This window comes from Pseudomonas hunanensis, from assembly GCF_013393325.1.
Taxonomy (GTDB): Bacteria; Pseudomonadota; Gammaproteobacteria; order Pseudomonadales; family Pseudomonadaceae; genus Aquipseudomonas; species Aquipseudomonas putida_P.
On sequence record NZ_QJRC01000069.1, the window covers coordinates 1 to 25,442 of the forward strand.

Here is a 25,442-nt window from a genome sequence, read left to right on the forward strand (position 1 = left end):
CGTTTGCGATGGCGACACTGACTCACCTTTTCGCCCTTACGGCGAGTCACTTTTTGTCAAACGCGACAAAAAGTAACCAAAAAACGCTGCGCTCCCATCATCCGGCCCCTACGCTGCGCTCCGGGGTTCCCTCACTCCGGCCTTGCTCCCGGGAGGACCGCGCTGCAGGCCCCATCCTGGGGCCCAGCGCTTGACGGGCATCCATGCCCGTCACCTCCCTCCGCAAGGCCTGCGTTCGGCCTCCTGAAGTCGCGAAGATCAAGATCAAGATCAAGATCAAGATCAAGATCAAGATCAAAAGCACAGTACAAATGTCGAGCGGGAGTGCGGGCCGCTTTGCGGCCCGTCGCGTAAGCAAAAAAAACCCGGGTTCTGGGGGAGGAATCCGGGTTAAGACCATTAGGAGTAAAACAAAGGTACGCGGTCCCTGAGCACCTTTATCGGCGCGCCACTTGGGGGGGATGCGCCGCGCCAACACTTCAAGTATTGGTCAGGTTTGGCGCAGTGCCAGTGCATATTGGTCGTTTTTTAAACAGATTTGGAATACGCCGCCGTTCCGTTCCTCCCGCATCGCATGGCCGTATGCATCGTGAAACACTGCCATGCTTGGATGATCCGTGCAATTTCCCGCAAGTTAGGCATAATAAACCGCTTCGATTGTCATCCAGTCCTTCCCATGCAGAAAGAACCTCGTAAGGTCCGTGAGTTTCGCCGTCGCGAACAGGAAATCCTCGACACCGCGCTCAAGCTGTTTCTCGAACAGGGCGAAGACAGCGTCACCGTCGAGATGATCGCCGACGCCGTGGGCATCGGCAAAGGCACGATCTACAAGCACTTCAAGTCCAAGGCGGAAATCTACCTGCGCCTGATGCTCGACTACGAGCGCGACCTGAACGCGCTGTTGCACTCGGCCGATGTCGACCGTGACAAGGAAGCCCTGTCGCGCGCCTACTTCGAGTTCCGCATGCGCGATCCGCAACGATACCGGCTGTTCGATCGCCTTGAAGAAAAGGTGGTCAAGGGCAACCAGGTGCCAGAAATGGTCGAGCAGTTGCACAGCATCCGCGCTTCCAACTTCGATCGCCTGACCCAACTGATCAAGGGTCGTATCAGCGAAGGTAAACTCGAAGACGTGCCGCCGTACTTCCATTACTGCGCCGCCTGGGCGCTGGTGCATGGCGCCGTGGCGCTGTACCACTCGCCGTTCTGGAGCAATGTATTGGAAGACCAGGAAGGCTTCTTCCAGTTTCTGATGGACATTGGCGTGCGTATGGGCAACAAGCGTAAGCGCGACCCGGAACCAACCAACTGAAGCGCTTCGTCACTTCCCGCTGAAGCCGGTAGGGTGCGGTGGGGGCTTGCAAAAACCTGATTTATGAGTCAGGTTTCGCCTGCCCCTCATCATCCATGCCGGAGTCATTCATGATTGTCGATCGTCAAGGCAGGCGCTTTCGCAACCTGCGTGTCAGCCTGACGGCTGCCTGCAATTACGCCTGCACTTACTGCGTACCCGACGGTAAGCGCCTGGTGGCGGCGCAGGACGAACTCTCAGCAGACTCCCTGGCCCGTGGCGTGGCCTACCTGATCGAAGCTGCCGGCGTCGAGCGCCTGCGCATCACCGGCGGTGAACCGCTGATCAGCCCGCGCCTGGACGCCTTTCTGGCTGGCGTGGCCAAACTTGATCTCGACGATATCTCGCTGACTACCAATGGCCAGCTGCTGGAGCGCAAATTGCCGCAGTTGCAGGCGGCCGGTATTCGTCGCCTGAATGTTTCCCTCGACACCCTCGACCCGCAAGCCTTCCGCCGTATCGCCCGAGGCGGCGACTTGGCCTGCGTGCTGGCGGGTATGCAGCAAGCCAGCACCCTGGGCATGCAGGTGAAAGTGAACATGGTGCCGATGCGTGGGCAGAACCTCGACCAGGTGCTGCCGCTGCTGGAATACTGTCTTGAGCGCGGCTTCGAGTTGCGCTTCATCGAACTGATGCGCATGGGCCATCTGGCCCGTGATCACAATGCTTTCCTGCAGCAGTTCGTCGGCCTCGACCAGCTGCTCACGCTGATTGGCGGCAAGCATACCTATGCCCAGGTCGACGCGCCCTTGGATGCCACTGCCTTGCGTTATCAAATCCCCGGCAAGGGCTACTTCGGTGTTATCGCCAACGAGACTGTGCCGTTTTGCCGTACCTGCTCACGGTTGCGCCTGTCTTCAACGGGCTGGTTGCATGGCTGTCTGTCGTCAGGCAACCGCCACTTCGTCGGTGACCTGCTGGAAAAGCCACGCCATCAGGCGCTGCCAGCCCTGCAACGGTTGTTGGTCAAGGCGTTGGCAGACAAGCAGGAGCTGGCGTTTTCCGGGGGCGTTACGGTGATGAAGGTGATCGGTGGCTGAAGCTGGCGCAAAAGCTGCATCCGCCGGCTATTCGCCGGTTTTTCGTCGCCGGCCACTGGAGGAAAGATGCGTAGCCTGGTCTTGCTGCTGGCGCTGATGGCGCTGGGCGGCTGCATGAATGTCAGTGATATGGGCGAGGGCGTTCGCTATCACATGAGCGATGCCGGTCTGCTGGATCACAGTGAAACCCGCCGCACCTTGTCGATCCGCCTGCAACCGGACTCGTTCATCTTCATCGGCCAGGGTGCATTCGTGCCGCCGGGCAAGGGGCCAGTGCCACGGCAGAACGCAGTGGCAGAGCAAGCCTTCAAGAGCTTCGTCGAGTATTTCCCGCTGGTACGCCGCGCCCAGGGCCCGTTGGGCCTGGAGGAGGCCATTGCCCAGGCGCGCTCGGTAGGTGCCGATTACGTGTTGTATACGCGTTTCGCGCGCACCGACGACCGCATCGGCAATGGTGACGAGTGGTACGACGAACAGGCCGTAGACCGCGTGGGTTGGGACAGTGGCGTGGTGCAGATGATGCTGATCGAAACCAATACCCGCTACCTGATCGACACCGCCCGCATCAAGAGTCGTGGCGGTTTGTTGACGTTCCACGACAATACCCCGGAGGATTTGCTTGGTGCGCCGATGCGCGAGTACGCTCGTAGCCTTCTGGGCATGAGTGAATGAGGCAAGCGTGATGAGCGATTCCGGCAAGGCCAATGACCTTCTGGCGCAGATCCCCAAGGCCAAGGGCCTGCCGCCGGTGCATCTGTGGAACCCGGACTTCTGCGGCGACATCGACATGCGCATTGCCCGCGATGGCACCTGGTACTACCTGGGCACGCCGATCGGGCGCAAACCGATGGTGCGGCTGTTTTCTACCATCATTCGCCGCGATGGCGATGACTATTTCCTGATTACTCCGGTCGAGAAGGTTGGCATTCGCGTTGACGATGCCCCGTTCGTGGCTGTAGCGCTGGACGTGCAGGGCGAGGGCAAGCAGCAAGTGCTGCGCTTTACCAGCAATGTCGAGGACCAGGTCGAGGCCGGGCCGGACAATCCTCTGCGGGTGGTCATCGATCCGGTGACGCAGGAGCCGTCGCCGTATGTGCTGATGCGCAGCAACCTTGAGGCGTTGATACACCGCAATGTGTTCTACCAACTGGTGGAGCTGGCGGTGCCGCGTGAGATCGAGGGTGAGGAATGGCTTGGAGTATGGAGCCAGGGCGAGTTTTATCCGATTGGGCGCAGCAGCTGAATGCTCTGTTGCCAGTGCCCGCGAAAGGCCGGCACTGGCAACAATCGGCCTCCTGATTTTCCCCAGGATTGGCCATTTGTCTTCAGCCTGTCAGGGCCTAACCTGCTGGCAATTGCCATCCAGGAGAAGCCCAGCATGAAACCCTCAACGCTCATCCTTTTCGCTCTGCTCGCCGCCCAAACCCCCGCCTGGGCCCACGGCGACGTTGCCGACCAGGTCACAGTCCTGCAGCAGCAACAACCCTCGAATGCCCCCGGCAAAACCGCCGTCATGCTTACCGTCAGCTACGCACCCGGCGAAGCGTCCCCTGCGCATCAGCACCCAGGTGCAGTGATGGCCTACGTGCTGGAAGGTGCGGTGGTATCGAAGCTCAACAACGAGCAGGAAAAGACCTACAAGGCCGGCCAGTACTGGTACGAGGCGCCCGGCACCGTGCATAGCGTGTCACGTAATGCCAGCAAGACCCAGCCTGCCAAGCTGCTGGTCTGGAGCCTGGTGGATGAGGGCAAGCCGGTGACCGAAGCGCTGGGCCAATAAACCCGATGCAACGAAAAAGCCCCCAGTTGCTTGCGCATCTGGGGGCTTTTTCAGTGTTTGGCTCCGCGACCTGGACTCGAACCAGGGACCCAATGATTAACAGTCATTTGCTCTACCGACTGAGCTATCGCGGAATCTGCGCGTATCTTACTGATTGCCCAGGGGAAGTCAAGCCACCCCTAGGCAAAACAATGAGTTACAGCACTTCCACGATAGCCTTGGTGACCACATGGATGTTGCTCTGGTTCAGCGCGGCCACGGCGATACGGCCGGTGTCCAGGGCGTAGATGCCGAAATCGTTCTTCAGGCGGGCCACCTGATCAACGGTCAGGCCCGAGTAGGAGAACATGCCGACCTGGCGGCCAACGAAGCTGAAGTCGCGACTGGCGCCATATTCGGCCAGCAGCGAAACCATCTGCTTGCGCATGCCGTGGATGCGCTGGCGCATTTCGCCCAGTTCGGTTTCCCACATCTGGCGCAGTTCGGCGCTGTTCAGCACGGTGGCTACGATGGTTGCACCGTGGGTTGGTGGGTTGGAGTAAGTGGTGCGGATCACGCGCTTGACCTGCGACAGCACGCGAGTGCTCTCGTCCTTGGAGGCGGTGACGACCGACAGTGCGCCGACGCGCTCGCCGTACAGCGAGAACGATTTGGAGAACGAGCTGGAAACAAAGAACTCCAGGCCCGACTCGGCGAACAGGCGAACGGCGAAGGCGTCTTCGGCGATGCCATCACCAAAGCCCTGGTAGGCCATGTCGAGGAACGGCACGTGGCCCTTGGCCTTGACCACCTCCAGGACATTTTTCCAGTCGTCCAGGTTCAGGTCGACGCCGGTCGGGTTGTGGCAGCAGGCGTGCAGCACGACGATCGAGCCCGATGGCAGGGCGTTGAGGTCTTCCAGCATGCCGCCGCGGTTCACATCGTTGGTCGGCGCATCGTAGTAGCGATAGGTCTGCACCGGGAAACCGGCCGACTCGAACAGCGCGCGATGGTTTTCCCAGCTTGGGTCGCTGATGGCGACCACGGCGTCAGGCGAGATGCGCTTGAGGAAGTCGGCACCGATTTTCAGTGCGCCGGTACCACCGACGGCCTGTACGGTGACCACACGGCCAGCGGCCAGCAGTGGCGACTCGGCGCCGAAGATCAGCTTTTGCACGGCCTGGTCATAAGTGGCGATGCCGTCGATCGGCAGGTAGCCGCGCGAGGCGTGCTGTGCGGCACGCTGGGTCTCGGCTTCGATCACGGCGCGCAGCAGCGGGATGCGGCCTTCCTCATTGCAGTACACGCCCACGCCCAGGTTGACCTTGTCGGTACGTGGGTCGGCGTTGAATGCTTCGTTGAGGCCCAGGATAGGGTCGCGGGGTGCCAGCTCGACAGCGGAAAACAGGCTCATTGTTACTTCGGCTCTGATTGGAGAGTGATAGGACGTACACGCTCCAGCCGAATGCACTGAAGCGGTGCACAAACGGGGAGTCAGTATAGTGATACCGACCGGTCACCGCGACACTCTGGCGCAGCTTTTCCGGTTATTTGCGCAAATATTTTTCGACCATTGGTCTAATTGCCGGGTCCACCGTTACACGCGTTCACAGCTATGCCTTGAAAGCGCCCCCGAGCGGGCGCATTTGGGTATAGACTACTGGCTAAATTTACAGTTACCGCAGCGCCGCGAGGTCCGTCATGTCCGAGTTCCAGCTCGTCACCCGTTTCCAGCCGGCAGGCGACCAGCCCGAGGCCATCCGCCAGTTGGTCGAAGGCATCGAGGCGGGGCTGTCGCACCAGACGCTGCTCGGCGTGACGGGCTCGGGCAAGACCTTCAGCATTGCCAACGTCATCCAGCACGTGCAGCGCCCGACGTTGGTGCTGGCGCCGAACAAGACCCTGGCCGCACAGCTGTACGGCGAGTTCAAGGCGTTCTTCCCCAACAATGCGGTGGAGTACTTCGTCTCCTATTACGACTACTACCAGCCGGAAGCCTACGTGCCGTCGTCGGACACCTTCATCGAGAAGGACGCCTCCATCAACGACCACATCGAGCAGATGCGCCTGTCGGCGACCAAAGCGCTGCTGGAGCGGCGCGACGCCATCATCGTCACCACCGTCTCGTGCATCTATGGCCTGGGCAGCCCCGAGACCTACCTGAAAATGGTCCTGCACGTGGACCGTGGCGACAAGCTCGACCAGCGCGCGCTGCTGCGCCGCTTGGCGGACTTGCAGTACACCCGCAATGAAATGGACTTTGCCCGTGCCACCTTCCGCGTGCGGGGCGATGTGATCGACATTTTCCCGGCGGAATCGGACCTGGAGGCCATCCGCATCGAGCTGTTCGATGATGAGGTGGAGAACATCGCCGCCTTCGACCCGCTGACCGGCGAGGTTTTCCGCAAGCTGCCGCGTTTCACCTTCTATCCCAAGAGCCATTATGTCACCCCGCGTGAAACGCTGCTGGAAGCAGTGGAGGGCATCAAGGAAGAACTGAAGGAGCGCCTGGAATACCTGCACAAGGCCAACAAGCTGGTCGAGGCGCAGCGCCTGGAGCAACGCACCCGCTTCGACCTGGAGATGATCCTCGAGCTTGGCTACTGCAATGGCATCGAAAACTACTCGCGCTATCTGTCCGGGCGCCCGGCCGGGGCGCCGCCGCCTACCCTGTACGACTACCTGCCGCCCGATGCGCTGCTGGTGATCGACGAATCCCACGTCAGCGTTCCGCAGGTCGGCGCCATGTACAAGGGCGACCGCTCACGCAAGGAAACCCTGGTCGAGTATGGCTTTCGCATGCCTTCGGCACTGGACAACCGGCCGATGCGTTTCGACGAGTGGGAGGATGTCAGCCCGCAGACCATTTTCGTTTCAGCGACCCCTGGCCCCTACGAAGCAGAGCATGCCGGGCGCGTGGTGGAGCAGGTGGTGCGCCCGACCGGCCTGGTCGACCCGCAGGTCGAAATACGCCCGGCGCTGACTCAGGTCGATGACTTGTTGTCCGAGATCCGCAAGCGTGTCGTGGCAGGCGAGCGTGTGCTGGCGACAACCCTGACCAAGCGCATGGCCGAAGACCTTAGCGACTACCTGGCCGATCACGACGTGCGGGTGCGCTATCTGCACTCGGACATTGACACTGTAGAGCGAGTGGAGATTATCCGTGACCTGCGCCTGGGCACCTTCGACGTGCTGGTAGGTATAAACCTGCTGCGCGAAGGCTTGGACATGCCCGAGGTGTCACTGGTGGCGATCCTCGATGCGGACAAGGAAGGCTTCCTGCGTTCCGAGCGCTCACTGATTCAGACCATTGGCCGTGCTGCGCGTAACCTCAATGGCCGGGCCATCCTCTACGCCGACAATGTGACGGGCTCGATGCAGCGAGCGATCGATGAAACCGAGCGCCGCCGCGAGAAGCAGATCGCGTTCAACGAGGCCAACGGTATCGTGCCCAAGGGCGTGGTCAAGGACATCACCGACATCCTGGAAGGTGCCACGGTACCTGGCGCGCGCAGCAAGAAGCGCAAGGGCATGGCCAAGGCGGCGGAGGAGAGCGCCCGTTACGAGGCCGAACTGCGTACGCCGGGCGAGATCACCAAGCGTATCAAGCAGTTGGAGGAGAAAATGATGCAGTTCGCTCGCGACCTAGAGTTCGAGGCTGCGGCGCAGTTGCGCGACGAGATCAGCCAGTTGCGCGAGCGGTTGATTACCAGCTGAAGTATGACGTGGGGGCGGCCTTGTGTCGCGAAAGAACCGCCCCCACGGTGGCCGCGTAGCACCTTGAGTGTTTAATGTGCTTCCCCGGCTTTCAACCCTTCCGGCAACTTCCGGGTCAGCAACACCGCCACCATGCTTACCGCCAAGCCTATCCCGACAAAATGGAACGCATCGTTGTAAGCCATGATCATGGCCTGCTGGTGGGTAATCTCGCTCAGCTTGCCCAGCGCCGCGTTGTCATTGCCCAAGCGCTCCGCCAGTTGCGCCAGCCTTTCCGCTACCTGGGGGTTGCTCGGCACCACCGATTCGCGAAGGTAGTCGAAATACACCTTGGTCCGCGCATCCAGCAGGGTGGCCAGCAGGGCAATGCCGATGGCCCCGCCCAGGTTACGCAGGATATTGAACAAGCTCGACGCCGACCCTGCATCCTGCGGCTGGATATACGCTGTGGCGATCAGCGAAATGGTCACCATGATCATCGGTTGACCCAGGGCGCGGATGATCTGGATGTGGTTGAACTGCGGCCCGGCAAAGTCCGGGTTGAGCACCCCAGAGCCGAAACTGGCAGCCCCGAACAGGCAGAACCCCAACGCGCACAACACCTTGGGTGACACCACCTTCATCAGTTGCGGCACCAAGGGGATCAGGAACAGCTGCGGAATACCCATCCACATGATCACCTCGCCAATCTGCAAGGCGTTGTAGCCCTGCACCTGCGCCAGGTACAGCGGCAACAGGTAGATCGACCCGTACAGGCCCACACCCATGCCCAGGCTGGCGATGCTCGACAGGCCGAAGTTGCGGTTACCCAGGATGCGCAGGTTGATCAGCGGGTGCGGTTTGGAAAACTGCAAGATGACGAAGGTGATCAGGCTGACCAGGGCCACACTCCCCAGGCCGACGATGAGGTTCGACTCCAGCCAGTCCTTGCGGTGGCCTTCTTCCAGAAACACCTGCAGGCAGCCTAACCCCAGGCCCAGGGTGACGATGCCGGCGTAATCGGTGCTTTTCAGCAGTTCCCAGTGCGCTTCTTTCTTCTCCAGGCCATACATCAGGCCGGCAATCATCACCAGGCCTGGTGGGATGTTGATGTAGAAGATGTACTCCCAGCCCCAATTCTCGGTCAGCCAGCCGCCCAGGGTGGGGCCGATGGAGGGCGCGAAAGTGGCGGTCATGGCGAACATCGCCATGCCCTTGGCGCGGTGGTGCTCGGGCAGCTTGATCAGTGTCAGGGTAAATGCCAGCGGAATCAGCGCGCCGCCGGTGAAACCCTGCAAGGCGCGAAACAGGATCATGCTCTCCAGGTTCCAGGCCATCGAGCACAGCAGCGACGACAGCAGGAAGCCGCCCGATACCCACACGGCCAGGCGCCGCGCCGACAGCAGCTGTACCAGCCAGGCCGTCAGCGGGATCATGATGATTTCCGCCACCAGGTACGAAGTGGAAATCCATGAGCCTTCTTCCAGCGTCGCTGACAATGCGCCCTGAATGTCCTTCAACGAGGAGTTGGTGATCTGGATGTCCAGCACCGCCATGAAGGCACCGAGCATCACGCTCATCACTGCGATCCAGTCGCGCCGAGTCGGCTCCGCAGTGGGGCGGAGCAACGTATCACCGGCCATGTTGGCCTTCGTCTTCGCGGCGCAGGTCGACGGTGGCGGTGACCGACATGCCAGGGCGGATACGCCCGTGCAACGGGTTGTCGGCGCTGAAGGTGAGTTTTACCGGGATGCGCTGCACCACCTTGGTGAAGTTACCGGTGGCGTTGTCTGGCGGCAGCAGGCTGAACTGCGCGCCCGAGGCGGCGAACAGGCTGTCCACCCGGCCTTCGATGGGGGTGTCGGGATAGCTGTCGAATAACAGCTCGGCACGCTGGCCAGGCTGCATGTGGCCAATCTGGGTTTCCTTGAAGTTGGCCTGCACCCAGATATCTTCGTCCGGCACGATCGACAGCAGGTAAGCGCCGGCCTGTACCACCTGGCCATTACGCGCATTGCGCTGACCGATGGTACCGCTGATGGGCGCGCGGATTTCGCAGCGGGTCAGGTTCAGCTCGGCCTGGGCCAGGTCGGCGCGGGCGTTGGCAATTTGCGCATCCAGGCGTTTCAGGTCGGCGTTCAGGGCGTTGACCTGCTGGCGCTGGCTCTGCAGGTCGGCGCGGGCCTTGTCGACCTGGGAGCCGGCAACATGGCTGTCCGCCGACAGGGTGGTGACCCGCTCTTCGGAGACATAACCCGGCTTGCGCAACTTCTCGGCGCGGCTGAGGTCCAGGCGTGAGCGGTCGAACGTGGCCTGGTTGGCCGCCACCTGAGCCTGGCCAGCGGCAATCAGGCTACCTTGTTGGGTCAGGCGGCTCTGTGCCTGCGCGTACTCGGCTTCGCGGGTGGCCAAGGCGGCGTGCGCGCGCTCGACAGCCAGTTCGAAGTCGGCGGCTTCCAGGCGCACCAGCAGGTCGCCCTTGTTGACGTGCTGGTTGTCCTCGACCGGCACAGTGTCGATACGTGCGCCAAGCTGGCTGGAGATACGGGTGATCTCGCCCTGCACATAGGCATTGTCGGTGCTCTCGTAGAAGCGGCCCTTGAAGTACCAGTGGGCCAGGAAGGCGAGGGCGATGATGGCCACCAGAGTAAAGAAGATCGCCAGGCGGCGTTTGAGTTGAGCAGGCATGGGGACTATCGTTCCAAAAATGTAAACAAATTTAACAGCGCCGCAGGGCCTGTCGACAAGTGACGTTCGCGCCATTGCTGGAGCCCGGTGCCTGCCTCCTGCTAACATCCCGCCTTTGTTTCATCTTTCGTTCGAGACTCTCCATGACCACCGTACGCACGCGTATCGCGCCATCGCCTACCGGCGACCCCCATGTCGGCACCGCCTACATCGCCTTGTTCAACTACTGCTTTGCCAAGCAGCACGGCGGTGAGTTCATCCTGCGCATCGAAGACACCGACCAGCTGCGCTCCACGCGCGAGTCGGAGCAGCAAATCTTCGACGCCTTGCGTTGGCTCGGCATCGAATGGAACGAAGGACCGGACGTGGGCGGCCCGCATGGCCCATACCGGCAGAGCGAGCGTGGCGATATCTACGCCAAATACGCCAAGGAACTGGTTGACGCCGGCCACGCCTTCTACTGCTTCTGCACCGCCGAAGAGCTGGAGCAGATGCGCGCCGAGCAGCAAGCTCGCGGCGAAACCCCACGCTATGACGGCCGCGCGCTGCTGTTGAGCGCCGAAGAAGTGCAGCGCCGCCTGGATGCTGGCGAGCCGCACGTGATCCGTATGAAGGTCCCGAGCGAAGGTATCTGCGTGGTGCCGGACATGCTGCGCGGCGATGTCGAAATCCCGTGGGACCGCATGGACATGCAGGTGCTGATGAAGAACGACGGCCTGCCGACGTACTTCCTGGCCAACGTGGTCGACGACCACCTGATGGGCATCACCCACGTGCTGCGTGGGGAAGAGTGGCTGCCGTCGGCACCCAAGCTGATCAAATTGTACGAGTACTTCGGCTGGGAGCAGCCCAAGCTGTGCTACATGCCGCTGCTGCGCAACCCGGACAAGTCCAAGCTGTCCAAGCGCAAGAACCCGACCTCGGTCACCTTCTACGAGCGCATGGGCTTCATGCCGGAAGCGATGCTCAACTACCTGGGCCGCATGGGCTGGTCGATGCCTGACGAGCGCGAGAAATTCTCGCTGGCCGAGATGGTCGAACATTTCGACCTGTCGCGTATCTCGCTGGGCGGCCCGATCTTCGACATCGAGAAGCTGTCCTGGCTCAATGGTCAGTGGCTGCGCGAGTTGCCGGTCGAAGAGTTTGCCACTCGTCTGCAGAAGTGGGCGTTCAACAGCGACTACATGATGAAGATCGCCCCGCATGTGCAGGGCCGGGTCGAGACTTTCAGCCAGGTTGCCCCGCTGGGCGGGTTCTTCTTCGAAGGTGCGCTGAAGCTGGATGCCAAGCTGTTCGAAAGCAAGAAACTGTCGGCCGACCAGGTGCGCCAGGTGATCCAGCTGATCCTGTGGAAGCTCGAAAGCCTGCGCCAGTGGGAAAAAGAGCGCATCACCGGTTGCATCCAGGCCGTGGTCGAGGCGTTGGAGTTGAAGCTGCGTGATGCCATGCCGCTGATGTTCGCCGCCATCACCGGCCAGGCCAGCTCGGTTTCGGTATTGGACGCCATGGAAATCCTCGGCCCCGACCTGACCCGCTACCGCCTGCGCCAGGCCCTGGACCTGCTGGGCGGTGTGTCTAAGAAAGAAAACAAAGAGTGGGAAAAGCTGCTGGCTTCCATCGCCTGATTCAGCTTTACCCCTAACCTGTAGGAGCGGGCTTGCCCGCGAATGCGATGGTAAATTCAACACCGCATTCGCGGGCAAGCCCGCTCCTGCAGGTTCAACTAAACCTCCAAGAACTGGGGCAGGGCGGTAAGTGATTGTTATCTGTGAAAATTTTTTTGAATATTTTGAAAAATTAGTTTGACAGCTTTGCAATCCGATCTTAATATGCGCCCCGTCCACAGCGATGAATGAAAACGAAACGCCAGGCACCCAGCCAGCGCTTCGGTTCAACGCGACATTGTGGGGCTATAGCTCAGCTGGGAGAGCGCCTGCATGGCATGCAGGAGGTCAGCGGTTCGATCCCGCTTAGCTCCACCAAATTCCGCTTAGCAGCCAAGGCTGATAAGCAAGACCGGGTCCAGCAACCGGGTCTTGAAGGTAAGAAGGTTCGTCCCCTTCGTCTAGTGGCCTAGGACACCGCCCTTTCACGGCGGTAACAGGGGTTCGAGTCCCCTAGGGGACGCCAGTTTTACACAAGCGATGTTTCACGATGTCGCTGGGCCGCGAGGCTATAAATCTGGGGCTATAGCTCAGCTGGGAGAGCGCCTGCATGGCATGCAGGAGGTCAGCGGTTCGATCCCGCTTAGCTCCACCAATTTTGCCGCGGTTCGCTTTGGCGGGCCGGCACGAAGGTTACGTCCCCTTCGTCTAGTGGCCTAGGACACCGCCCTTTCACGGCGGTAACAGGGGTTCGAGTCCCCTAGGGGACGCCACTTTTTCCTGCGTTTTGCAGGGCTTAAAAAGGCTCGTCGATTATTGATGAGCCTTTTGTTTCGGGGCTATAGCTCAGCTGGGAGAGCGCCTGCATGGCATGCAGGAGGTCAGCGGTTCGATCCCGCTTAGCTCCACCATTTCTGCCAGGGTTCACGCAAGTGGACCTTCGCGAAGGTTACGTCCCCTTCGTCTAGTGGCCTAGGACACCGCCCTTTCACGGCGGTAACAGGGGTTCGAGTCCCCTAGGGGACGCCACATTTACCCGCGTTTTGCGGGACTTTAAAGGCTCATTCGCTTATTGAATGGGCCTTTTGTTTTTCTCCCCTCTCCCAAAAACCACTACCGACCGACGGTTGAATATTTTGCTTGCCAAAAAATATGATGAGAATAATATTTCGATCATCATATTTTGCATGGTGAGTGCCCTGATGAGCGACAAGAAGAGCAGAACCCGTGAACGCATTCTGGAAGCTGCGCGCAGTGCGCTGATCCAGCATGGCCCGGCGGAGCCCAGCGTCAGTCAGGTGATGGGCGCGGCAGGCCTGACCGTCGGCGGCTTCTATGCCCACTTCGACAGCAAAGACGAGCTGATGCTCGAAGCATTCCGCCAGCTGTTGGGCGAGCGCCGCGCCTTGCTCGCCCAGATCGACCCCAATCTCGATGGTGCCGGGCGGCGTGCGCTGGCCGGGGCCTTCTACCTGTCGCGCAAGCACCGGGACGCCGAAGTGCACGCGTGCCCGTTGCCTAACTCGCTGGGCGAAATGCAGCGCCTGCCGGAGGTTTTCCGTGAGGTGCTGGCCGAGCACATCGAATTGATGACCGCCGCAATGGTTGACCGCCCTGAGGATGCCGACAAGGCGCTGGCCGACCTGGCGCTGATGGTCGGTGGCCTGGCGCTGGCGCGGGCCTTGGGTACCAGTGACCTTTCTGACCGTATTCTGCGCGCCGCCAAATCGGCGGTGCTTTAACCCTGGAGCATGGCGATGACCACCCTGAGCTGGATTCGTGGTGTCAATGGCACCCTGGGCCGCCTGGCCCCTGAGCATGTCGCGGGCAAGATGCGTCGTGCCTTCATGACCCCGCGCAACCTGCCGCCGCGGGACTGGGAGCTGCCCATGCTGGCCAGCGCCGAGCGCATTACCCTGCGCTTCGGGCTGTCGGCCTTGCGTTGGGGCCAGGGGCCGACCGTGCTGCTGATGCATGGCTGGGAAGGGCGCCCGACCCAGTTTGCCGCCTTGATCGAAACCCTGGTCCAGGCCGGGCACACTGTAGTGTCGCTGGAGGGGCCGGGGCATGGGCGTTCGCCTGGCGAGCAGGCCAATGTGGTGCTGTTTGCCCGAGCGCTGCTTGAGGCTGCCGCCGAGTTACCGCCACTGCGTGCGGTCATTGGCCATTCCATGGGGGGGGCCAGTGTGTTGCTGGCCCTGCAGATGGGGTTGCGCACAGAATCGGCGGTAAGCATTGCGGCCCCGGCGCGGCTGCTAGGCGTGTTGCGAGGTTTTGCCCATCACCTGGGGTTGCCGGCGCGGGCACGGGCGGCGTTCATTCGCCAGATTGAGCGGGATGTGGGCATGCAGATCGCGCGGCTGGATGTGACCGGTTACCAGCTGGAATTGCCGGGGTTGGTGGTGCATGCCGCCGATGATGCCTTGGTGGCTCCCGATGAAGCCCATGTAATCCATAAGGCCTGGTTCGATAGCCGCCTGATGCTGCTGGAAGAGGGCGGCCACCAGCGGGTGCTGGCTGACCCGCGTCTGGGTGAAGCCGTGCTCGAATTGCTGGCCCGCGCAGCCGCACCGGCGCGGCAAAGCGCCTGATTGGCAGGCTGCCCCTGTCGTTGCAGGAGTGGCCGTGTCAGGGCGGTAGGGCTGGACATTCTTCTGCAGGTCGCTGCTAAATTCACTTTTTGCGCCAAGGAAGCGAACATGAGCTGGGACCTGGCAACACCCTTCGTCATCGACCTGCGCGTCGGCAGCGAGGATATCGACGGCCTCGGCCACGCCAACAATGCAGTCTATGTCACCTGGCTGGAGCGCTGCGCGTGGCGCCACTCCCAGCGCCTGGGCCTGGACCTGGCCGAGTATCGGCGCCTGGACCGGGCGATGGCCGTGGTGCGTCACGAAATTGATTATCTGGCTGCCGCCTACGAGGACGACGAGCTGCAACTGGCCACCTGGATCATCGATTGGGACCAGCGGCTGCGCATGACCCGGCGCTTCCAGCTCAAGCGCCCACGTGACGGTGTAACCCTGCTGCGCGCGCAAACCACCTTTGCCTGCATCGAGTTGTCCAGCGGTAAACCCAAGCGTATGCCGGCGGAATTCATCGAGGGTTACGGTCCGGCGCTGATCGGCGCCTGAATCGCCGGCAATTTTTGTTAGACTGCCGGCTTTTTACCCCGAGACCCCAACATGCAAATTGCCCTGGCCCCCATGGAGGGGCTGGTCGACAACATCCTGCGCGACGTGCTGACGCGCGTGGGCGGTATCGACTGGTGCGTCACCGAGTTCATTCGCGTGTGCGACCGCCTGCTGCCGCCTTCTTCGTTCGACAAGCTGGCGCCCGAATTACGCCAGGGCGCGCGCACGGCTGCCGGGGTGCCCATGCGCGTGCAGTTGCTGGGTTCGGACCCGGTGTGCCTGGCGGAGAACGCCGCGCTGGCTTGTGAATTGGGGGCGCCGGTGATCGACCTGAACTTCGGTTGCCCGGCCAAGACCGTGAACAAGTCACGCGGTGGTGCCGTGCTGCTCAAGGAGCCGGAGTTGCTGCATGCCATCGTGCGTGAAGTACGCCGTGCGGTTCCGGCGAATATCCCGGTCACGTCGAAGATGCGGCTGGGCTTCGACAGCCCTGATGGGGCGCTGGAGTGCGCCACGGCGCTGGCCGAAGGCGGTTCTGCGCACCTGGTGGTGCACGCACGGACCAAGGTCGAGGGCTACAAGCCACCCGCGCATTGGGAGTGGGTGGCGCGGGTACAGGATGTGGTCAAGGTGCCGGTGTTCGCCAATGGCGAGATCTGGACCGTCGACGACTGGCGGCGTTGCCGTGAAGTCAGTGGGGCCGAAGATATCATGCTGGGCCGTGGGCTGGTGTCGCGCCCAGACCTGGGCCTGCAGATAGCCGCCGCGCGTGAGGGGCGCGACTATCAGCCGATGAGCTGGGATGACCTGCTGCCGTTGTTGCGCGAGTTCTGGCGCCAGGCCCAGAACAAGTTGTCGCCGCGCTATGCGCCAGGGCGGATGAAGCAGTGGCTGGCGATGTTGACCCGCAGTTACCCCGAAGCGGTGGTGTTGTTTGCCGAGTTGCGTCGGGAGGATGATTGCGCGCGGATCAGCCGTTTGCTTGGGGTTGAGCCTCAAGCTCTGGAAGCATGTGTTGCTTGAGTCGGCTGCTTCGCGGGGTTACCGACGAAGCAGCCACCAGATCCCGTGCAAGAAATCAGATTTTTTCTGCTTGCCCCTTGAAAGCATTTCCCTCGGCCATATCTCTTGAGTACGCGATGCCGAAGTCGGGTCGCGTAATGACTTACTTGCTGATTCTCAGGAGTTTATGACCATGACCACCGCTTTCTCTCTCGCTCCACTCTTCCGCCATTCCGTTGGTTTCGACCGTTTCAACGACCTGTTCGAGTCCGCGGCGCGTAATGAGGCCGGTAGCAGCTACCCGCCCTACAACGTGGAAAAGCATGGTGATGACCACTACCGCATCGTGGTTGCCGCAGCCGGATTCCAGGAGCAGGACCTCGACCTGCAGGTTGAAAAAGGTGTCCTGACCGTGACCGGTGGCAAGCGCGAAAATGGCGCCACTGAGGTGACCTACCTGCACCAAGGTATCGCGCAACGCGCCTTCAAGCTGTCGTTCCGCCTGGCCGACCATATCGAAGTCAAGGCCGCCGGCCTGGCCAATGGCCTGCTCAGCATCGACCTGCTGCGCATCGTACCTGAAGAAGCCAAGGCCAAGCGCATCCCGATCAATGGCGACAAGCCAGCGCTGAACTGAAGGCGCAGATGTGAAGAAGGGCACCCTCGGGTGCCCTTCTTGCGTTTACACGCCGGCTCAATAATCTGCGGGCGCCTCCAGTAGCATCTGCCGAAACTCCGGCAACGGCAGCGGCCGGCTGTGCAGATACCCCTGGTACAGGTGGCAGCCCAGCCGTTCGAGAAACTCCAGCTGTTCGGTCAGCTCCACCCCTTCGGCAATCACCGCCAGGTCCAGGCTGCGGGCCATGGCGACGATGGCGCGGACGATTTCGGCGTCGTTGGGGTCGATCGGTGCATCGCGCACGAAGGTCTGGTCGATCTTCAACGCATCCACCGGCAAGCGCTTGAGGTAGGTCAGCGAGGAATAGCCGGTGCCAAAGTCATCCATGGCAAAACTCACCCCGTAGCGCTTCAGTTCGCGCATCTTGCTGATGGTGTCTTCCAGATTCTGGATGACAATGCCTTCGGTGATTTCCAGTTTCAGCATATGCCGCGGCAGGCGATAGTCGTCCAGGCTGCGCAGCACCCGGCCGACAAAGTCGTTCTGGCGGAACTGCCTGGGGCTGATGTTCACGCACAGGCTGAAGTCATCGGCGTCGATCAGCCCGTCGGTCAGCATGCGGGCGCAGGCGTCGCAGGCTTCGTCGAGAATCCAGCAGCCAACTTCAAGGATCAGGCCGCTTTCTTCCAGCACCTGAATGAACTGTGCGGGCGGTTGCTGGCCCAGTTGAGGGTGGTGCCAGCGCAGCAGCACTTCGGCGCCGACAATGCGGTTGTCGCGGGCATCCACCTGCGGCTGGAAGTGCAGCGCCAGTTCGCCACGGGCCAATGCCAGGCGCAGGTCGTTTTCCATGCGCAAGCGCTCGCTGGCGGCCTTCTGCATGGTGGTGTGGAACAGTTGGGTGGTGTTGCGTCCCGAGTCCTTGGCCCGGTACAGGGCGATATCGGCACGCTTGAGCAGGTCGGCCGGCGTGGCGCCGTGGTCGGGGATCAGTGCCACGCCGATGCTGGGTGTCACCTGCAGGCGCTGGCCATCCAGCGACATCGGCTCGGCCAGCAGTTCGCGCAGGGTGTCGGCCAGCTCGCGCACCTTCTCTTCCACCAGTTCGCGGCTGCCTTCCAGGCCGCTGAGCAGCACCACGAATTCGTCGCCACCCAGCCGCGCCACGGTGTCTTCCAGGCGCACGCTGGCCTCCAGTCGGGCGGTGATGATCTTCAGCACGGTGTCGCCCACCGGGTGGCCCAGCGAATCGTTGATGTGCTTGAAGTGGTCGAGGTCGAGGAACAGCAGGGCGCCGCGCAGGTTATGGCGCTTGAGCAGGGCGATCTGCTGGCTCAGGCGGTCCATCAGCAGGGCACGGTTTGGCAGGTTGGTCAGCGGGTCGTGGTAGGCCAGGTGGCGTATCTGTGCCTGGGCGTTCTTCAGCTGGCTGACGTCGCGGGCGTTCAGCAGCAGGCAGTCCACTTCATTGAGGGTTATCGGTTCCACCGAAACCTCAACGGTGAGGATATCGCCTCGTTTGTTGCGCCCGAGCATCTCGCGGTGGTGCACCCGGCCACGCTCGCGCAGTTCGGCCAGCAGTGCGCTGCGCTGCTTGTCGTCGGCCCAGATGCCGATCTCGTACACCGTGTGGCCCACCACTTCGGCTGCGCTGTAACCGGTCAGGCGGCAGAAGCCGTCATTGATTTCCAGGTAGCGGCCGCTGTGGCGTTCGGTGATGGTGATGGCGTCGGGGCTGGAGTGGAAGGCCTTGGCGAACTTTTCTTCGCTGGACTTGAGCGCGGCCTCGGCACGTTGCTGCTGGGTAATGTCGCGCAGGGTGGTAACGCTGCAGGGCTGGTCGTCGACGGTGATCAGGCGGCTGGAAATCACGCAGGTCAGCGGCGCGCCATTGCGGTGATTGACCACCACGGCAACGTTGCTCAGGGCCTGCTCGCGGATCACTCGCTCGATACGTTGCGCGCGCTCGATGGACTCGGCCCACAGGCCGATCTCTTCTGCAGTGCGGCCAAGTACCTGTTCGCCGTTCCAGCCGAAGGTCTGGGTGAATGCCGGGTTGATCTCGATGAACTGGCCCGTGTCCTGGCGGGTGACGCAGATCGGGTCGGGGCTGACCTGGAACAGGCTGGCAAACTTCTCCTCCGAGGCGCTAAGGCGCTGCTCGCGTTCCACCTGGTCGGTAATGTCGAGCAGGGTGCCTGCCATGCGCAGCGGGTTGCCCTGCTCGTCGCGGTACAGCCGCGCGCGGCTTTCGATGTAGCGTGAAATGCCGCTTTCCAGCTGCACCCGGTAGGTAATCTGGTAATTGCCTGCGGGCCCTTCGCGCAGGCTGCGGTAGGCCTGGCGCATCGAATTGCGTTCCTGCTCCGGTACCCCTTCGAAAAACGCATCGAACGATTCATGAAAGGGGATCGGCGGTAGGCCGTGCAGCTGCGCGGCGCGGGCCGAGCCGTAGAGCATGCCGCTGGGGATGTGCCAGTCCCAGGTGCCCAGCTGCGCCGAGTCCAGGGCCAGGTCCAGGCGCTCCTGGCTGTCTTTCAGGGCCTGCTCGGCGCGCTTGCGTTCGGTGGTGTCGACGAAGGTACTGATCAGGAAGGTCACGCCCTCCAGCTCGATACCCTGGGTGCAGAGGATGCCGTCATGCACTTTGCCGCTGGTGGCGCGGAACTGCACCTCCATGATCAGCGGGCCGCCGTTGGCGCGGGTGGATTCCATGACCTGGTGGCGCTGTTCGGGGTTGACCCACAGGCCCAACTCCAGGCTGGTCTTGCCGATCACCTGGCTGCCGGGCCAGCCGAACATGTCCTCGAAATGCTGGTTCACTTCGAAAATCATGCCGTCGTGCCGACGGGTCAGCAAAATAGCGTTGGGGCTGAGGTGGAACAGCGTGGCGAAGCGCTTTTCCGAATTGATCAGCGCCGTTTCCCGTTCGCGCTGGCGGGTGATTTCGCGGATCACCCCGATCATCTGCGGCCGGCCCTGCGGGTCGTGGGTCAGGCTGCCGTTGATCTCAAGCCAGTGCAGGCTACCGTCCGGCCAGCGGATACGGTGGCGCATGGCCTGCTCCACGGGCTCGCCGTTGAACACCGCCTGGAACACCTGGCGGGTGCGGGCGCGATCCTCCTCGGGCAGCAGGTCCAGGTAATCGATATCGGCGGGCAGTGGCCGCTGCGGATCGAAGCCGAACAGGGCTTGGGTGCCCCGCGACCAGCTGACCCTGCCGCTTTCGATGTCCCACAGCCAGGCGCCCAGGCGCGCGCCGTTGAGCGCGGCCAGCAGTTGTGGCGCGTTCTGCCAGGCCTGCTCGGACTCCTGGGGATCAGCCGCAGGTATTCGCGGCAGGCGCAAAAAGCGGTTTGCTGATTTGGGCATCGGTACCAGACCTTTGGCGTATGACGCGTCCTTGGAATCGGAAATACCTGGCTGACGGCCGGTCAGGCGGGCCCTGCGTGGCTGTCGAGCAGGGCCATGAATGCCCTGGCCGCGTTCGATAGCGTACGCTCCGTGTGCAAGATGTAGCCTAGCTGGCGCGACAGCTGTATGCCGGGCAAAGCGATGGGTGCAACCTGTTCGTCGAGCATGGTGCGTGGCAGCACGCTCCAGGCCAGGCCGATCGACACCATCATCTTGATGGTTTCCAGGTAATTGGTACTCATGGCGATGTTTGGCGTCAGGCCCTGGCTTTCGAACAGGCGCTGGACAATATGGTGGGTAAAGGTATTGCCGCCGGGGAATACCGCTGGGTGGCGGGCGACGTCAGCCAGGCTGACCGCCTGGTTGCTGGCCAGTGGGTGCTCGGGGGCGGCGACGAAGTCCAGGGCGTCGTCCCACACCGGCACGGCCTTGACCAGGTGATGCGGTTCGGGCGCGAGGGTGATCACGGCAATTTCGGCGCGGCCATGCAGAATCTCGTCGTAGGCCTGTTCCGAATCCATGAACTGAATATCCAGCGCCACCGCCGGGTATTGACGGGTGAACGCCCGTAGCAGCGGGGGCAGGCGGTGTAGGCCGATGTGATGGCTGGTGGCCAGGGTCAGGCGACCGCTCACGGCCCCGGTCAGATTGGTCAGCGCCCGTCGGGTATCATCAAGGACGTTGAGGATCTGGTAGGCCCGTGGCAGCAGGGCGCGCCCGGCTTCGGTCAGGGTCACTTCGCGGCCCAGGCGGTCGAACAGGCGCACGTCCAACTGCTGTTCCAGGCCGGCGATGCGTTTGCTGATGGCCGGCTGGGTCAGGAACAGGCGTTCAGCCGCGCCGGAAAAGCTGCCGGTTTCGGCTATGGCGATAAAGGCACTGAGGTTGGCCAGGTCCATGGTTTTGTATTCCTTTGGGTTATCCAAAGCATAAAAATTATGAATTTGAGTTATTCAATCTAACCCCCTAGCATCGTCCGTACAAGCCAAGGGGTCTTTGGCATAGAAAGACGCTGATGAGGAACAGTCTGATGGCTGGCAAAACGCTCTACGACAAACTCTGGGAAGCCCATGAGGTCAAGCGCCGTGATGACGGCTCGTCCTTGATCTACATCGACCGCCACATCATCCACGAAGTGACGTCGCCCCAGGCCTTCGAAGGCCTGCGCCTGGCCAACCGCAAACCGTGGCGCATCGACACCAACATCGCCACGCCCGACCATAACGTGCCGACCACGCCAGAGCGCAAGGGCGGTATCGAGGCCATCGTCGACCAGGTGTCGCGCCTGCAGGTGCAGACCCTCGACGAGAACTGTGACGAATACGGCATCGTCGAATTCAAGATGAATGACGAGCGCCAAGGTATTGTCCATGTCATCAGCCCGGAGCAGGGTGCCACCTTGCCGGGCATGACCGTGGTCTGCGGTGACTCGCACACTTCCACCCACGGCGCCTTCGGTGCCTTGGCCCATGGCATCGGCACCTCCGAGGTCGAGCACGTGCTCGCCACCCAGTGCCTGGTCGCCAAGAAGATGAAGAACATGCTGGTGCGCGTGGAAGGCCAATTGCCAGCCGGCGTTACCGCCAAGGACATCGTGCTGGCCGTGATCGGCAAGATCGGCACGGCCGGTGGCAACGGCCACGCCATGGAGTTCGCTGGCAGCGCCATCCGCGAACTGTCGATGGAAGGCCGCATGACCATCTGCAACATGTCCATCGAAGCCGGTGCCCGTGTGGGCCTGGTGGCGACCGACGCCACTACCGTTGCCTACGTCGAAGGCCGCCCGTACGCGCCGAAAGGCGAGCAATGGACGCAAGCGGTCGAATCGTGGAAAGACCTGGTGTCGGATGAAGACGCCGTGTTCGACACCGTGGTCGAGCTGGATGCCAGCCAGATCAAGCCACAGGTCAGCTGGGGCACTTCGCCCGAGATGGTCCTGGCCGTCGACCAGCGCGTACCGGACCCGGCTGCCGAAGCCGACCTGGTCAAGCGTGGTTCGATCGAGCGTGCGTTGAAGTACATGGGCTTGACCGCCAACCAGGCGATCACCGATATCAAACTGGACCGCGTGTTCATCGGCTCGTGCACCAATTCGCGTATCGAAGACCTGCGCGCCGCGGCGGAAATCGCCAAGGGCCGCAAGGTGGCCGCCAGCGTCAAGCAAGCCATCGTCGTACCGGGCTCGGGCCTGGTCAAAGCCCAGGCCGAGCGTGAAGGCCTGGACAAGATCTTCCTCGAAGCCGGTTTCGAATGGCGTGAACCGGGCTGCTCGATGTGCCTGGCGATGAACCCGGACCGCCTGGAGAGCGGCGAGCATTGCGCGTCCACCTCCAACCGCAACTTCGAAGGCCGCCAGGGCGCCGGTGGTCGTACCCACCTGGTCAGCCCGGCCATGGCCGCCGCTGCTGCGGTAGCCGGCCATTTCATCGATGTCCGCGAGTTGATCCAAGGGAGCGCAGCATGAAAGCCTTTACCCAGCACACTGGCCTCGTCGCGCCGTTGGACCGTGCCAACGTCGACACCGACCAGATCATCCCCAAGCAGTTCTTGAAGTCGATCAAGCGCACCGGCTTTGGCCCGAACCTGTTCGACGAGTGGCGTTACCTGGACGTGGGCCAGCCCTACCAGGACAACAGCAAGCGCCCGGTCAACCAGGAGTTTGTGCTCAACCACGCGCGCTACCAGGGTGCCAGCGTGTTGCTGGCGCGGGAGAACTTCGGTTGCGGCTCCAGCCGCGAGCACGCCCCGTGGGCGCTGGACGAATATGGCTTCCGTAGCATCATCGCGCCGAGCTTTGCCGATATCTTCTTCAACAACAGCTTCAAGAACGGCTTGCTGCCGATCATCCTCAGCGATGAGGAAGTGGACGAGCTGTTCAAGCAGGTCGAAGCCAACCCCGGCTACCAACTGACCATCGACTTGCAGGCCCAGGCGGTGACTCGCCCGGATGGCAAGGTACTGCACTTCGAGATCGACGCGTTCCGCAAGCACTGCCTGCTCAACGGCCTGGACGATATCGGCCTGACCTTGCAGGACAGCGATGCGATCAAGGCCTTCGAAGGCAAGCACCGCGCCGGGCAGCCTTGGCTGTTCCGTGATGCCTGAGTGATATAGCAGTGAGTGCTGGCCTTGCGGGAGCGGGGTTGTCCCGCGATGAGGCCGGCACTGGTGATGACAATCGAAAGGAATGCTCCCATGACCAGCACCACCCACACCGACGTGGTCCAACGCCAGTTCGGCGAACAGGCCAACGCCTACCTCAGCAGCGCCGTGCACGCCCAGGGCAGTGAGTTTGCCCTGCTGCAAGCCGAGCTGGCAGGGCAGGCCCATGCTCGCGTGCTGGACCTGGGCTGCGGTGCCGGTCATGTCAGCTTCCACGTCGCCCCGCTGGTCGCCGAGGTGGTCGCCTACGACCTCTCGCAATCCATGCTCGACGTGGTCGCCAGCGCCGCTGCCGAGCGCGGCCTGGCCAATATCACCACCGAGCGCGGCGCCGCCGAACGCCTGCCGTTCGCCGATGCCTCGTTCGACTTCGTCTTCAGCCGCTACTCGGCCCATCACTGGAGCGACCTGGGCCTGGCCCTGCGCGAAGTGCGCCGGGTGCTCAAGCCGGGTGGCGTGGCGGCGTTCATCGACGTGATGTCGCCGGGCAGCCCGTTGCTCGACACCTACCTGCAAACGGTCGAAGTGTTGCGCGACACCAGCCATGTGCGCGACTACTCCGCCGCCGAATGGCAGCGCCAGGTCAGCGAAGCCGGCCTGCATGTGCGCAGCCACACCCGTCAGCCGCTGCGCCTGGAGTGGAACACCTGGGTAGAGCGCATGCGCACCCCAGAACCGATGCGAGTGGCCATCCGCCAATTGCAGCAAGCCATGGGCGAAGAAGTACGGCAGTATTACCAAATCGAGGCCGATGGCTCGTTCAGCACCGATGTGCTGGTGCTGTGGGCCGAGCGTTAAGCACTTTTCGGTGGGGCCCGTTTGGCCGCACCGCGTGAATGGATAGAGGAAAGCATGAGCAAGCAGATTCTGATTCTCCCAGGTGACGGTATCGGCCCGGAAATCATGGCCGAAGCGGTCAAGGTGCTGGAGCTGGCCAACGACAAGTTCCAGCTCGGTTTCAGCCTGGCGCACGACGTGATCGGCGGTGCCGCCATCGACAAGCACGGCGTGCCACTGGCCGACGAAACCCTGGAGCGTGCGCGCCAGGCCGATGCCGTGCTGCTGGGCGCCGTGGGTGGCCCGAAGTGGGACAAGATCGAGCGAGACATTCGCCCGGAGCGCGGCCTGCTGAAAATCCGTTCGCAACTGGGCCTGTTCGCCAACCTGCGCCCGGCCATCCTCTACCCGCAACTGGCCGATGCCTCGTCGCTGAAGCCGGAAATCGTTTCGGGCCTGGACATCCTCATCGTTCGTGAGCTGACCGGTGGTATCTACTTCGGTGCCCCGCGTGGCCAGCGCGAGCTGGAAGGCGGCGAGCGCCAGGCCTACGACACCCTGCCTTACAGCGAGAGCGAAGTGCGCCGCATTGCCCGTGTCGGCTTCGACATGGCCCGCGTGCGCGGCAAGAAGCTGTGCTCGGTGGACAAGGCCAACGTCCTGGCCTCCAGCCAGCTGTGGCGTGAAGTGGTCGAAGACGTGGCCAAGGACTACCCGGATGTGGAACTGAGCCACATGTACGTCGACAACGCGGCCATGCAGCTCGTTCGTGCCCCAAAACAGTTCGACGTGATGGTGACCGACAACATGTTCGGTGACATTCTGTCGGATGAAGCTTCCATGCTGACCGGTTCCATCGGCATGCTGCCTTCGGCGTCGTTGGATGCCGACAACAAGGGCATGTACGAGCCGTGCCACGGCTCGGCGCCGGACATCGCAGGCCTTGGCATCGCCAACCCGCTGGCGACCATCCTGTCGGTGTCGATGATGCTGCGTTACAGCTTCAATCAGTCGGCTGCCGCCGAGGCGATCGAGAAGGCCGTGAGCCTGGTTCTGGACCAGGGCCTGCGCACCGGCGACATCTTCTCCGAAGGCTGCCGCAAAGTTGGTACGCAGGAAATGGGCGACGCAGTAGTCGCAGCGCTGCGGAATCTGTAATCTCTCTGGCCCGCCACCCAAAATTCCCGGTGGCGGCC

At 62.2% G+C, this 25,442-nt stretch carries 21 protein-coding genes and 7 tRNA genes; 22 read left to right on the forward strand and 6 right to left on the reverse strand.

Features of this window, described 5'->3' with window-relative positions; translation table 11 throughout:
- Window positions 1–676 precede the first annotated feature (676 nt).
- From DM807_RS03490 to DM807_RS03510, 5 genes are all read left to right on the forward strand, one after another.
- On the forward strand, window positions 677–1,312 hold the full coding sequence (locus DM807_RS03490) for a TetR/AcrR family transcriptional regulator (protein ID WP_012271171.1): 636 nt from the start codon (window positions 677–679) through the stop codon (window positions 1,310–1,312).
- A gap of 110 nt (window positions 1,313–1,422) precedes the next feature.
- The gene (locus DM807_RS03495) at window positions 1,423–2,391 is read left to right on the forward strand and encodes a GTP 3',8-cyclase MoaA (RefSeq protein ID WP_012271172.1); all 969 of its coding nucleotides are present in this window, start codon (window positions 1,423–1,425) and stop codon (window positions 2,389–2,391) included.
- Between the two features lie 66 nt (window positions 2,392–2,457).
- Complete coding sequence (locus DM807_RS03500; RefSeq protein WP_012271173.1) at window positions 2,458–3,063, forward strand: DUF4823 domain-containing protein; 606 nt, start codon at window positions 2,458–2,460, stop codon at window positions 3,061–3,063.
- Between the two features lie 10 nt (window positions 3,064–3,073).
- Window positions 3,074–3,634 carry a DUF1285 domain-containing protein gene (locus tag DM807_RS03505; RefSeq protein WP_012271174.1) on the forward strand — a complete coding sequence of 187 codons (561 nt, stop codon included), beginning with the start codon at window positions 3,074–3,076 and terminating at the stop codon, window positions 3,632–3,634.
- A gap of 135 nt (window positions 3,635–3,769) precedes the next feature.
- On the forward strand, window positions 3,770–4,171 hold the full coding sequence (locus DM807_RS03510) for a cupin domain-containing protein (protein WP_012271175.1): 402 nt from the start codon (window positions 3,770–3,772) through the stop codon (window positions 4,169–4,171).
- A 58-nt stretch (window positions 4,172–4,229) separates the two neighbouring features.
- On the opposite strand, the gene DM807_RS03515 is transcribed toward DM807_RS03510, so the two are convergent.
- Both DM807_RS03515 and DM807_RS03520 read right to left on the reverse strand, forming a co-directional pair.
- A tRNA-Asn gene (locus DM807_RS03515) sits at window positions 4,230–4,305 on the reverse strand.
- Between the two features lie 62 nt (window positions 4,306–4,367).
- Window positions 4,368–5,564 carry an amino acid aminotransferase gene (locus DM807_RS03520; RefSeq protein ID WP_060494533.1) on the reverse strand — a complete coding sequence of 399 codons (1,197 nt, stop codon included), beginning with the start codon at window positions 5,562–5,564 and terminating at the stop codon, window positions 4,368–4,370.
- A 287-nt stretch (window positions 5,565–5,851) separates the two neighbouring features.
- On the opposite strand from DM807_RS03520, the gene uvrB reads away from it, so the two are divergent.
- Entirely contained in the window at window positions 5,852–7,867 is a 2,016-nt protein-coding gene (gene uvrB, locus DM807_RS03525; protein WP_179027055.1) for an excinuclease ABC subunit UvrB, read from the forward strand.
- A gap of 71 nt (window positions 7,868–7,938) precedes the next feature.
- Here uvrB and DM807_RS03530 read toward each other — a convergent pair whose 3' ends face one another.
- On the reverse strand, window positions 7,939–9,489 hold the full coding sequence (locus DM807_RS03530) for an MDR family MFS transporter (RefSeq protein WP_012271178.1): 1,551 nt from the start codon (window positions 9,487–9,489) through the stop codon (window positions 7,939–7,941).
- On the reverse strand, window positions 9,479–10,534 hold the full coding sequence (locus DM807_RS03535; RefSeq protein ID WP_012271179.1) for an HlyD family secretion protein: 1,056 nt from the start codon (window positions 10,532–10,534) through the stop codon (window positions 9,479–9,481). Before DM807_RS03535 ends, DM807_RS03530 begins: the two co-directional genes overlap by 11 nt.
- A gap of 143 nt (window positions 10,535–10,677) precedes the next feature.
- On the opposite strand from DM807_RS03535, the gene gltX reads away from it, so the two are divergent.
- The 12 genes from gltX (at window position 10,678) to DM807_RS03595 (ending at window position 16,911) form a co-directional block, all read left to right on the forward strand.
- Window positions 10,678–12,159, forward strand: coding sequence for a glutamate--tRNA ligase (gltX, locus tag DM807_RS03540; RefSeq protein WP_012271180.1), 1,482 nt, complete (start codon window positions 10,678–10,680; stop codon window positions 12,157–12,159).
- Window positions 12,160–12,440: 281 nt separating this feature from the next.
- A tRNA-Ala gene (locus tag DM807_RS03545) sits at window positions 12,441–12,516 on the forward strand.
- A 72-nt stretch (window positions 12,517–12,588) separates the two neighbouring features.
- Window positions 12,589–12,664, forward strand: a tRNA-Glu gene (locus tag DM807_RS03550).
- 53 nt (window positions 12,665–12,717) lie between these two features.
- Window positions 12,718–12,793: transfer RNA gene (locus DM807_RS03555), tRNA-Ala, on the forward strand.
- 42 nt (window positions 12,794–12,835) lie between these two features.
- Window positions 12,836–12,911, forward strand: a tRNA-Glu gene (locus DM807_RS03560).
- Window positions 12,912–12,973: 62 nt separating this feature from the next.
- Window positions 12,974–13,049: transfer RNA gene (locus DM807_RS03565), tRNA-Ala, on the forward strand.
- Between the two features lie 42 nt (window positions 13,050–13,091).
- Window positions 13,092–13,167 (forward strand) — tRNA-Glu (locus DM807_RS03570).
- Between the two features lie 173 nt (window positions 13,168–13,340).
- Complete coding sequence (locus tag DM807_RS03575) at window positions 13,341–13,880, forward strand: TetR/AcrR family transcriptional regulator (protein WP_060515096.1); 540 nt, start codon at window positions 13,341–13,343, stop codon at window positions 13,878–13,880.
- Between the two features lie 15 nt (window positions 13,881–13,895).
- Entirely contained in the window at window positions 13,896–14,729 is an 834-nt protein-coding gene (locus tag DM807_RS03580; protein WP_012271182.1) for an alpha/beta fold hydrolase, read from the forward strand.
- A gap of 108 nt (window positions 14,730–14,837) precedes the next feature.
- Window positions 14,838–15,272 carry an acyl-CoA thioesterase gene (locus tag DM807_RS03585; protein ID WP_012271183.1) on the forward strand — a complete coding sequence of 145 codons (435 nt, stop codon included), beginning with the start codon at window positions 14,838–14,840 and terminating at the stop codon, window positions 15,270–15,272.
- Window positions 15,273–15,323: 51 nt separating this feature from the next.
- Window positions 15,324–16,295: a tRNA dihydrouridine synthase gene (locus tag DM807_RS03590; protein ID WP_060494531.1), complete on the forward strand. Its 972-nt coding sequence runs from the start codon at window positions 15,324–15,326 to the stop codon at window positions 16,293–16,295.
- A 172-nt stretch (window positions 16,296–16,467) separates the two neighbouring features.
- Window positions 16,468–16,911, forward strand: a complete 444-nt coding sequence (locus DM807_RS03595) for an Hsp20 family protein (RefSeq protein ID WP_012271185.1) — start codon at window positions 16,468–16,470, stop codon at window positions 16,909–16,911.
- Window positions 16,912–16,968: 57 nt separating this feature from the next.
- Here DM807_RS03595 and DM807_RS03600 read toward each other — a convergent pair whose 3' ends face one another.
- Together DM807_RS03600 and DM807_RS03605 are read right to left on the reverse strand one after the other, a co-directional pair.
- A complete protein-coding gene (locus DM807_RS03600) occupies window positions 16,969–20,265 on the reverse strand; it encodes a PAS domain S-box protein (protein ID WP_179027056.1) in 3,297 nt (1,098 codons plus the stop codon).
- A 62-nt stretch (window positions 20,266–20,327) separates the two neighbouring features.
- Window positions 20,328–21,206, reverse strand: a complete 879-nt coding sequence (locus tag DM807_RS03605; RefSeq protein ID WP_012271187.1) for a LysR family transcriptional regulator — start codon at window positions 21,204–21,206, stop codon at window positions 20,328–20,330.
- Between the two features lie 131 nt (window positions 21,207–21,337).
- On the opposite strand from DM807_RS03605, the gene leuC reads away from it, so the two are divergent.
- From leuC to leuB, 4 genes are all read left to right on the forward strand, one after another.
- Window positions 21,338–22,771 (forward strand): 3-isopropylmalate dehydratase large subunit, encoded by a 1,434-nt coding sequence (gene leuC, locus DM807_RS03610; RefSeq protein ID WP_179027057.1) that lies wholly within the window; start codon window positions 21,338–21,340, stop codon window positions 22,769–22,771.
- Window positions 22,768–23,412 (forward strand): 3-isopropylmalate dehydratase small subunit, encoded by a 645-nt coding sequence (gene leuD, locus DM807_RS03615; RefSeq protein ID WP_012271189.1) that lies wholly within the window; start codon window positions 22,768–22,770, stop codon window positions 23,410–23,412. The genes leuC and leuD overlap by 4 nt, the downstream gene beginning before the upstream one ends.
- A 90-nt stretch (window positions 23,413–23,502) precedes the next feature.
- Window positions 23,503–24,267 carry a class I SAM-dependent methyltransferase gene (locus DM807_RS03620; protein WP_060515081.1) on the forward strand — a complete coding sequence of 255 codons (765 nt, stop codon included), beginning with the start codon at window positions 23,503–23,505 and terminating at the stop codon, window positions 24,265–24,267.
- Between the two features lie 54 nt (window positions 24,268–24,321).
- Window positions 24,322–25,404: a 3-isopropylmalate dehydrogenase gene (gene leuB, locus DM807_RS03625; protein WP_012271191.1), complete on the forward strand. Its 1,083-nt coding sequence runs from the start codon at window positions 24,322–24,324 to the stop codon at window positions 25,402–25,404.
- The last annotated feature ends 38 nt before the right edge of the window (window positions 25,405–25,442 follow it).

What these genes read in the sequence shown, in the direction of transcription:
- leuB (WP_012271191.1), top strand. Translation starts at nt 24,322, where the DNA reads ATGAGCAAGCAGATTCTGATTCTCCCAGGTGACGGTATCGGCCCGGAA.
- uvrB (WP_179027055.1), top strand. Translation starts at nt 5,852, where the DNA reads ATGTCCGAGTTCCAGCTCGTCACCCGTTTCCAGCCGGCAGGCGACCAG.
- DM807_RS03510 (WP_012271175.1), top strand. Translation starts at nt 3,770, where the DNA reads ATGAAACCCTCAACGCTCATCCTTTTCGCTCTGCTCGCCGCCCAAACC.
- gltX (WP_012271180.1), top strand. Translation starts at nt 10,678, where the DNA reads ATGACCACCGTACGCACGCGTATCGCGCCATCGCCTACCGGCGACCCC.
- DM807_RS03575 (WP_060515096.1), top strand. Translation starts at nt 13,341, where the DNA reads ATGAGCGACAAGAAGAGCAGAACCCGTGAACGCATTCTGGAAGCTGCG.
- DM807_RS03600 (WP_179027056.1), bottom strand. Translation starts at nt 20,265, where the DNA reads ATGCCCAAATCAGCAAACCGCTTTTTGCGCCTGCCGCGAATACCTGCG.
- DM807_RS03595 (WP_012271185.1), top strand. Translation starts at nt 16,468, where the DNA reads ATGACCACCGCTTTCTCTCTCGCTCCACTCTTCCGCCATTCCGTTGGT.
- DM807_RS03495 (WP_012271172.1), top strand. Translation starts at nt 1,423, where the DNA reads ATGATTGTCGATCGTCAAGGCAGGCGCTTTCGCAACCTGCGTGTCAGC.
- DM807_RS03590 (WP_060494531.1), top strand. Translation starts at nt 15,324, where the DNA reads ATGCAAATTGCCCTGGCCCCCATGGAGGGGCTGGTCGACAACATCCTG.
- DM807_RS03585 (WP_012271183.1), top strand. Translation starts at nt 14,838, where the DNA reads ATGAGCTGGGACCTGGCAACACCCTTCGTCATCGACCTGCGCGTCGGC.
- DM807_RS03580 (WP_012271182.1), top strand. Translation starts at nt 13,896, where the DNA reads ATGACCACCCTGAGCTGGATTCGTGGTGTCAATGGCACCCTGGGCCGC.
- DM807_RS03505 (WP_012271174.1), top strand. Translation starts at nt 3,074, where the DNA reads ATGAGCGATTCCGGCAAGGCCAATGACCTTCTGGCGCAGATCCCCAAG.
- DM807_RS03620 (WP_060515081.1), top strand. Translation starts at nt 23,503, where the DNA reads ATGACCAGCACCACCCACACCGACGTGGTCCAACGCCAGTTCGGCGAA.
- DM807_RS03535 (WP_012271179.1), bottom strand. Translation starts at nt 10,534, where the DNA reads ATGCCTGCTCAACTCAAACGCCGCCTGGCGATCTTCTTTACTCTGGTG.
- DM807_RS03490 (WP_012271171.1), top strand. Translation starts at nt 677, where the DNA reads ATGCAGAAAGAACCTCGTAAGGTCCGTGAGTTTCGCCGTCGCGAACAG.
- DM807_RS03605 (WP_012271187.1), bottom strand. Translation starts at nt 21,206, where the DNA reads ATGGACCTGGCCAACCTCAGTGCCTTTATCGCCATAGCCGAAACCGGC.
- leuD (WP_012271189.1), top strand. Translation starts at nt 22,768, where the DNA reads ATGAAAGCCTTTACCCAGCACACTGGCCTCGTCGCGCCGTTGGACCGT.
- DM807_RS03500 (WP_012271173.1), top strand. Translation starts at nt 2,458, where the DNA reads ATGCGTAGCCTGGTCTTGCTGCTGGCGCTGATGGCGCTGGGCGGCTGC.
- leuC (WP_179027057.1), top strand. Translation starts at nt 21,338, where the DNA reads ATGGCTGGCAAAACGCTCTACGACAAACTCTGGGAAGCCCATGAGGTC.
- DM807_RS03520 (WP_060494533.1), bottom strand. Translation starts at nt 5,564, where the DNA reads ATGAGCCTGTTTTCCGCTGTCGAGCTGGCACCCCGCGACCCTATCCTG.
- DM807_RS03530 (WP_012271178.1), bottom strand. Translation starts at nt 9,489, where the DNA reads ATGGCCGGTGATACGTTGCTCCGCCCCACTGCGGAGCCGACTCGGCGC.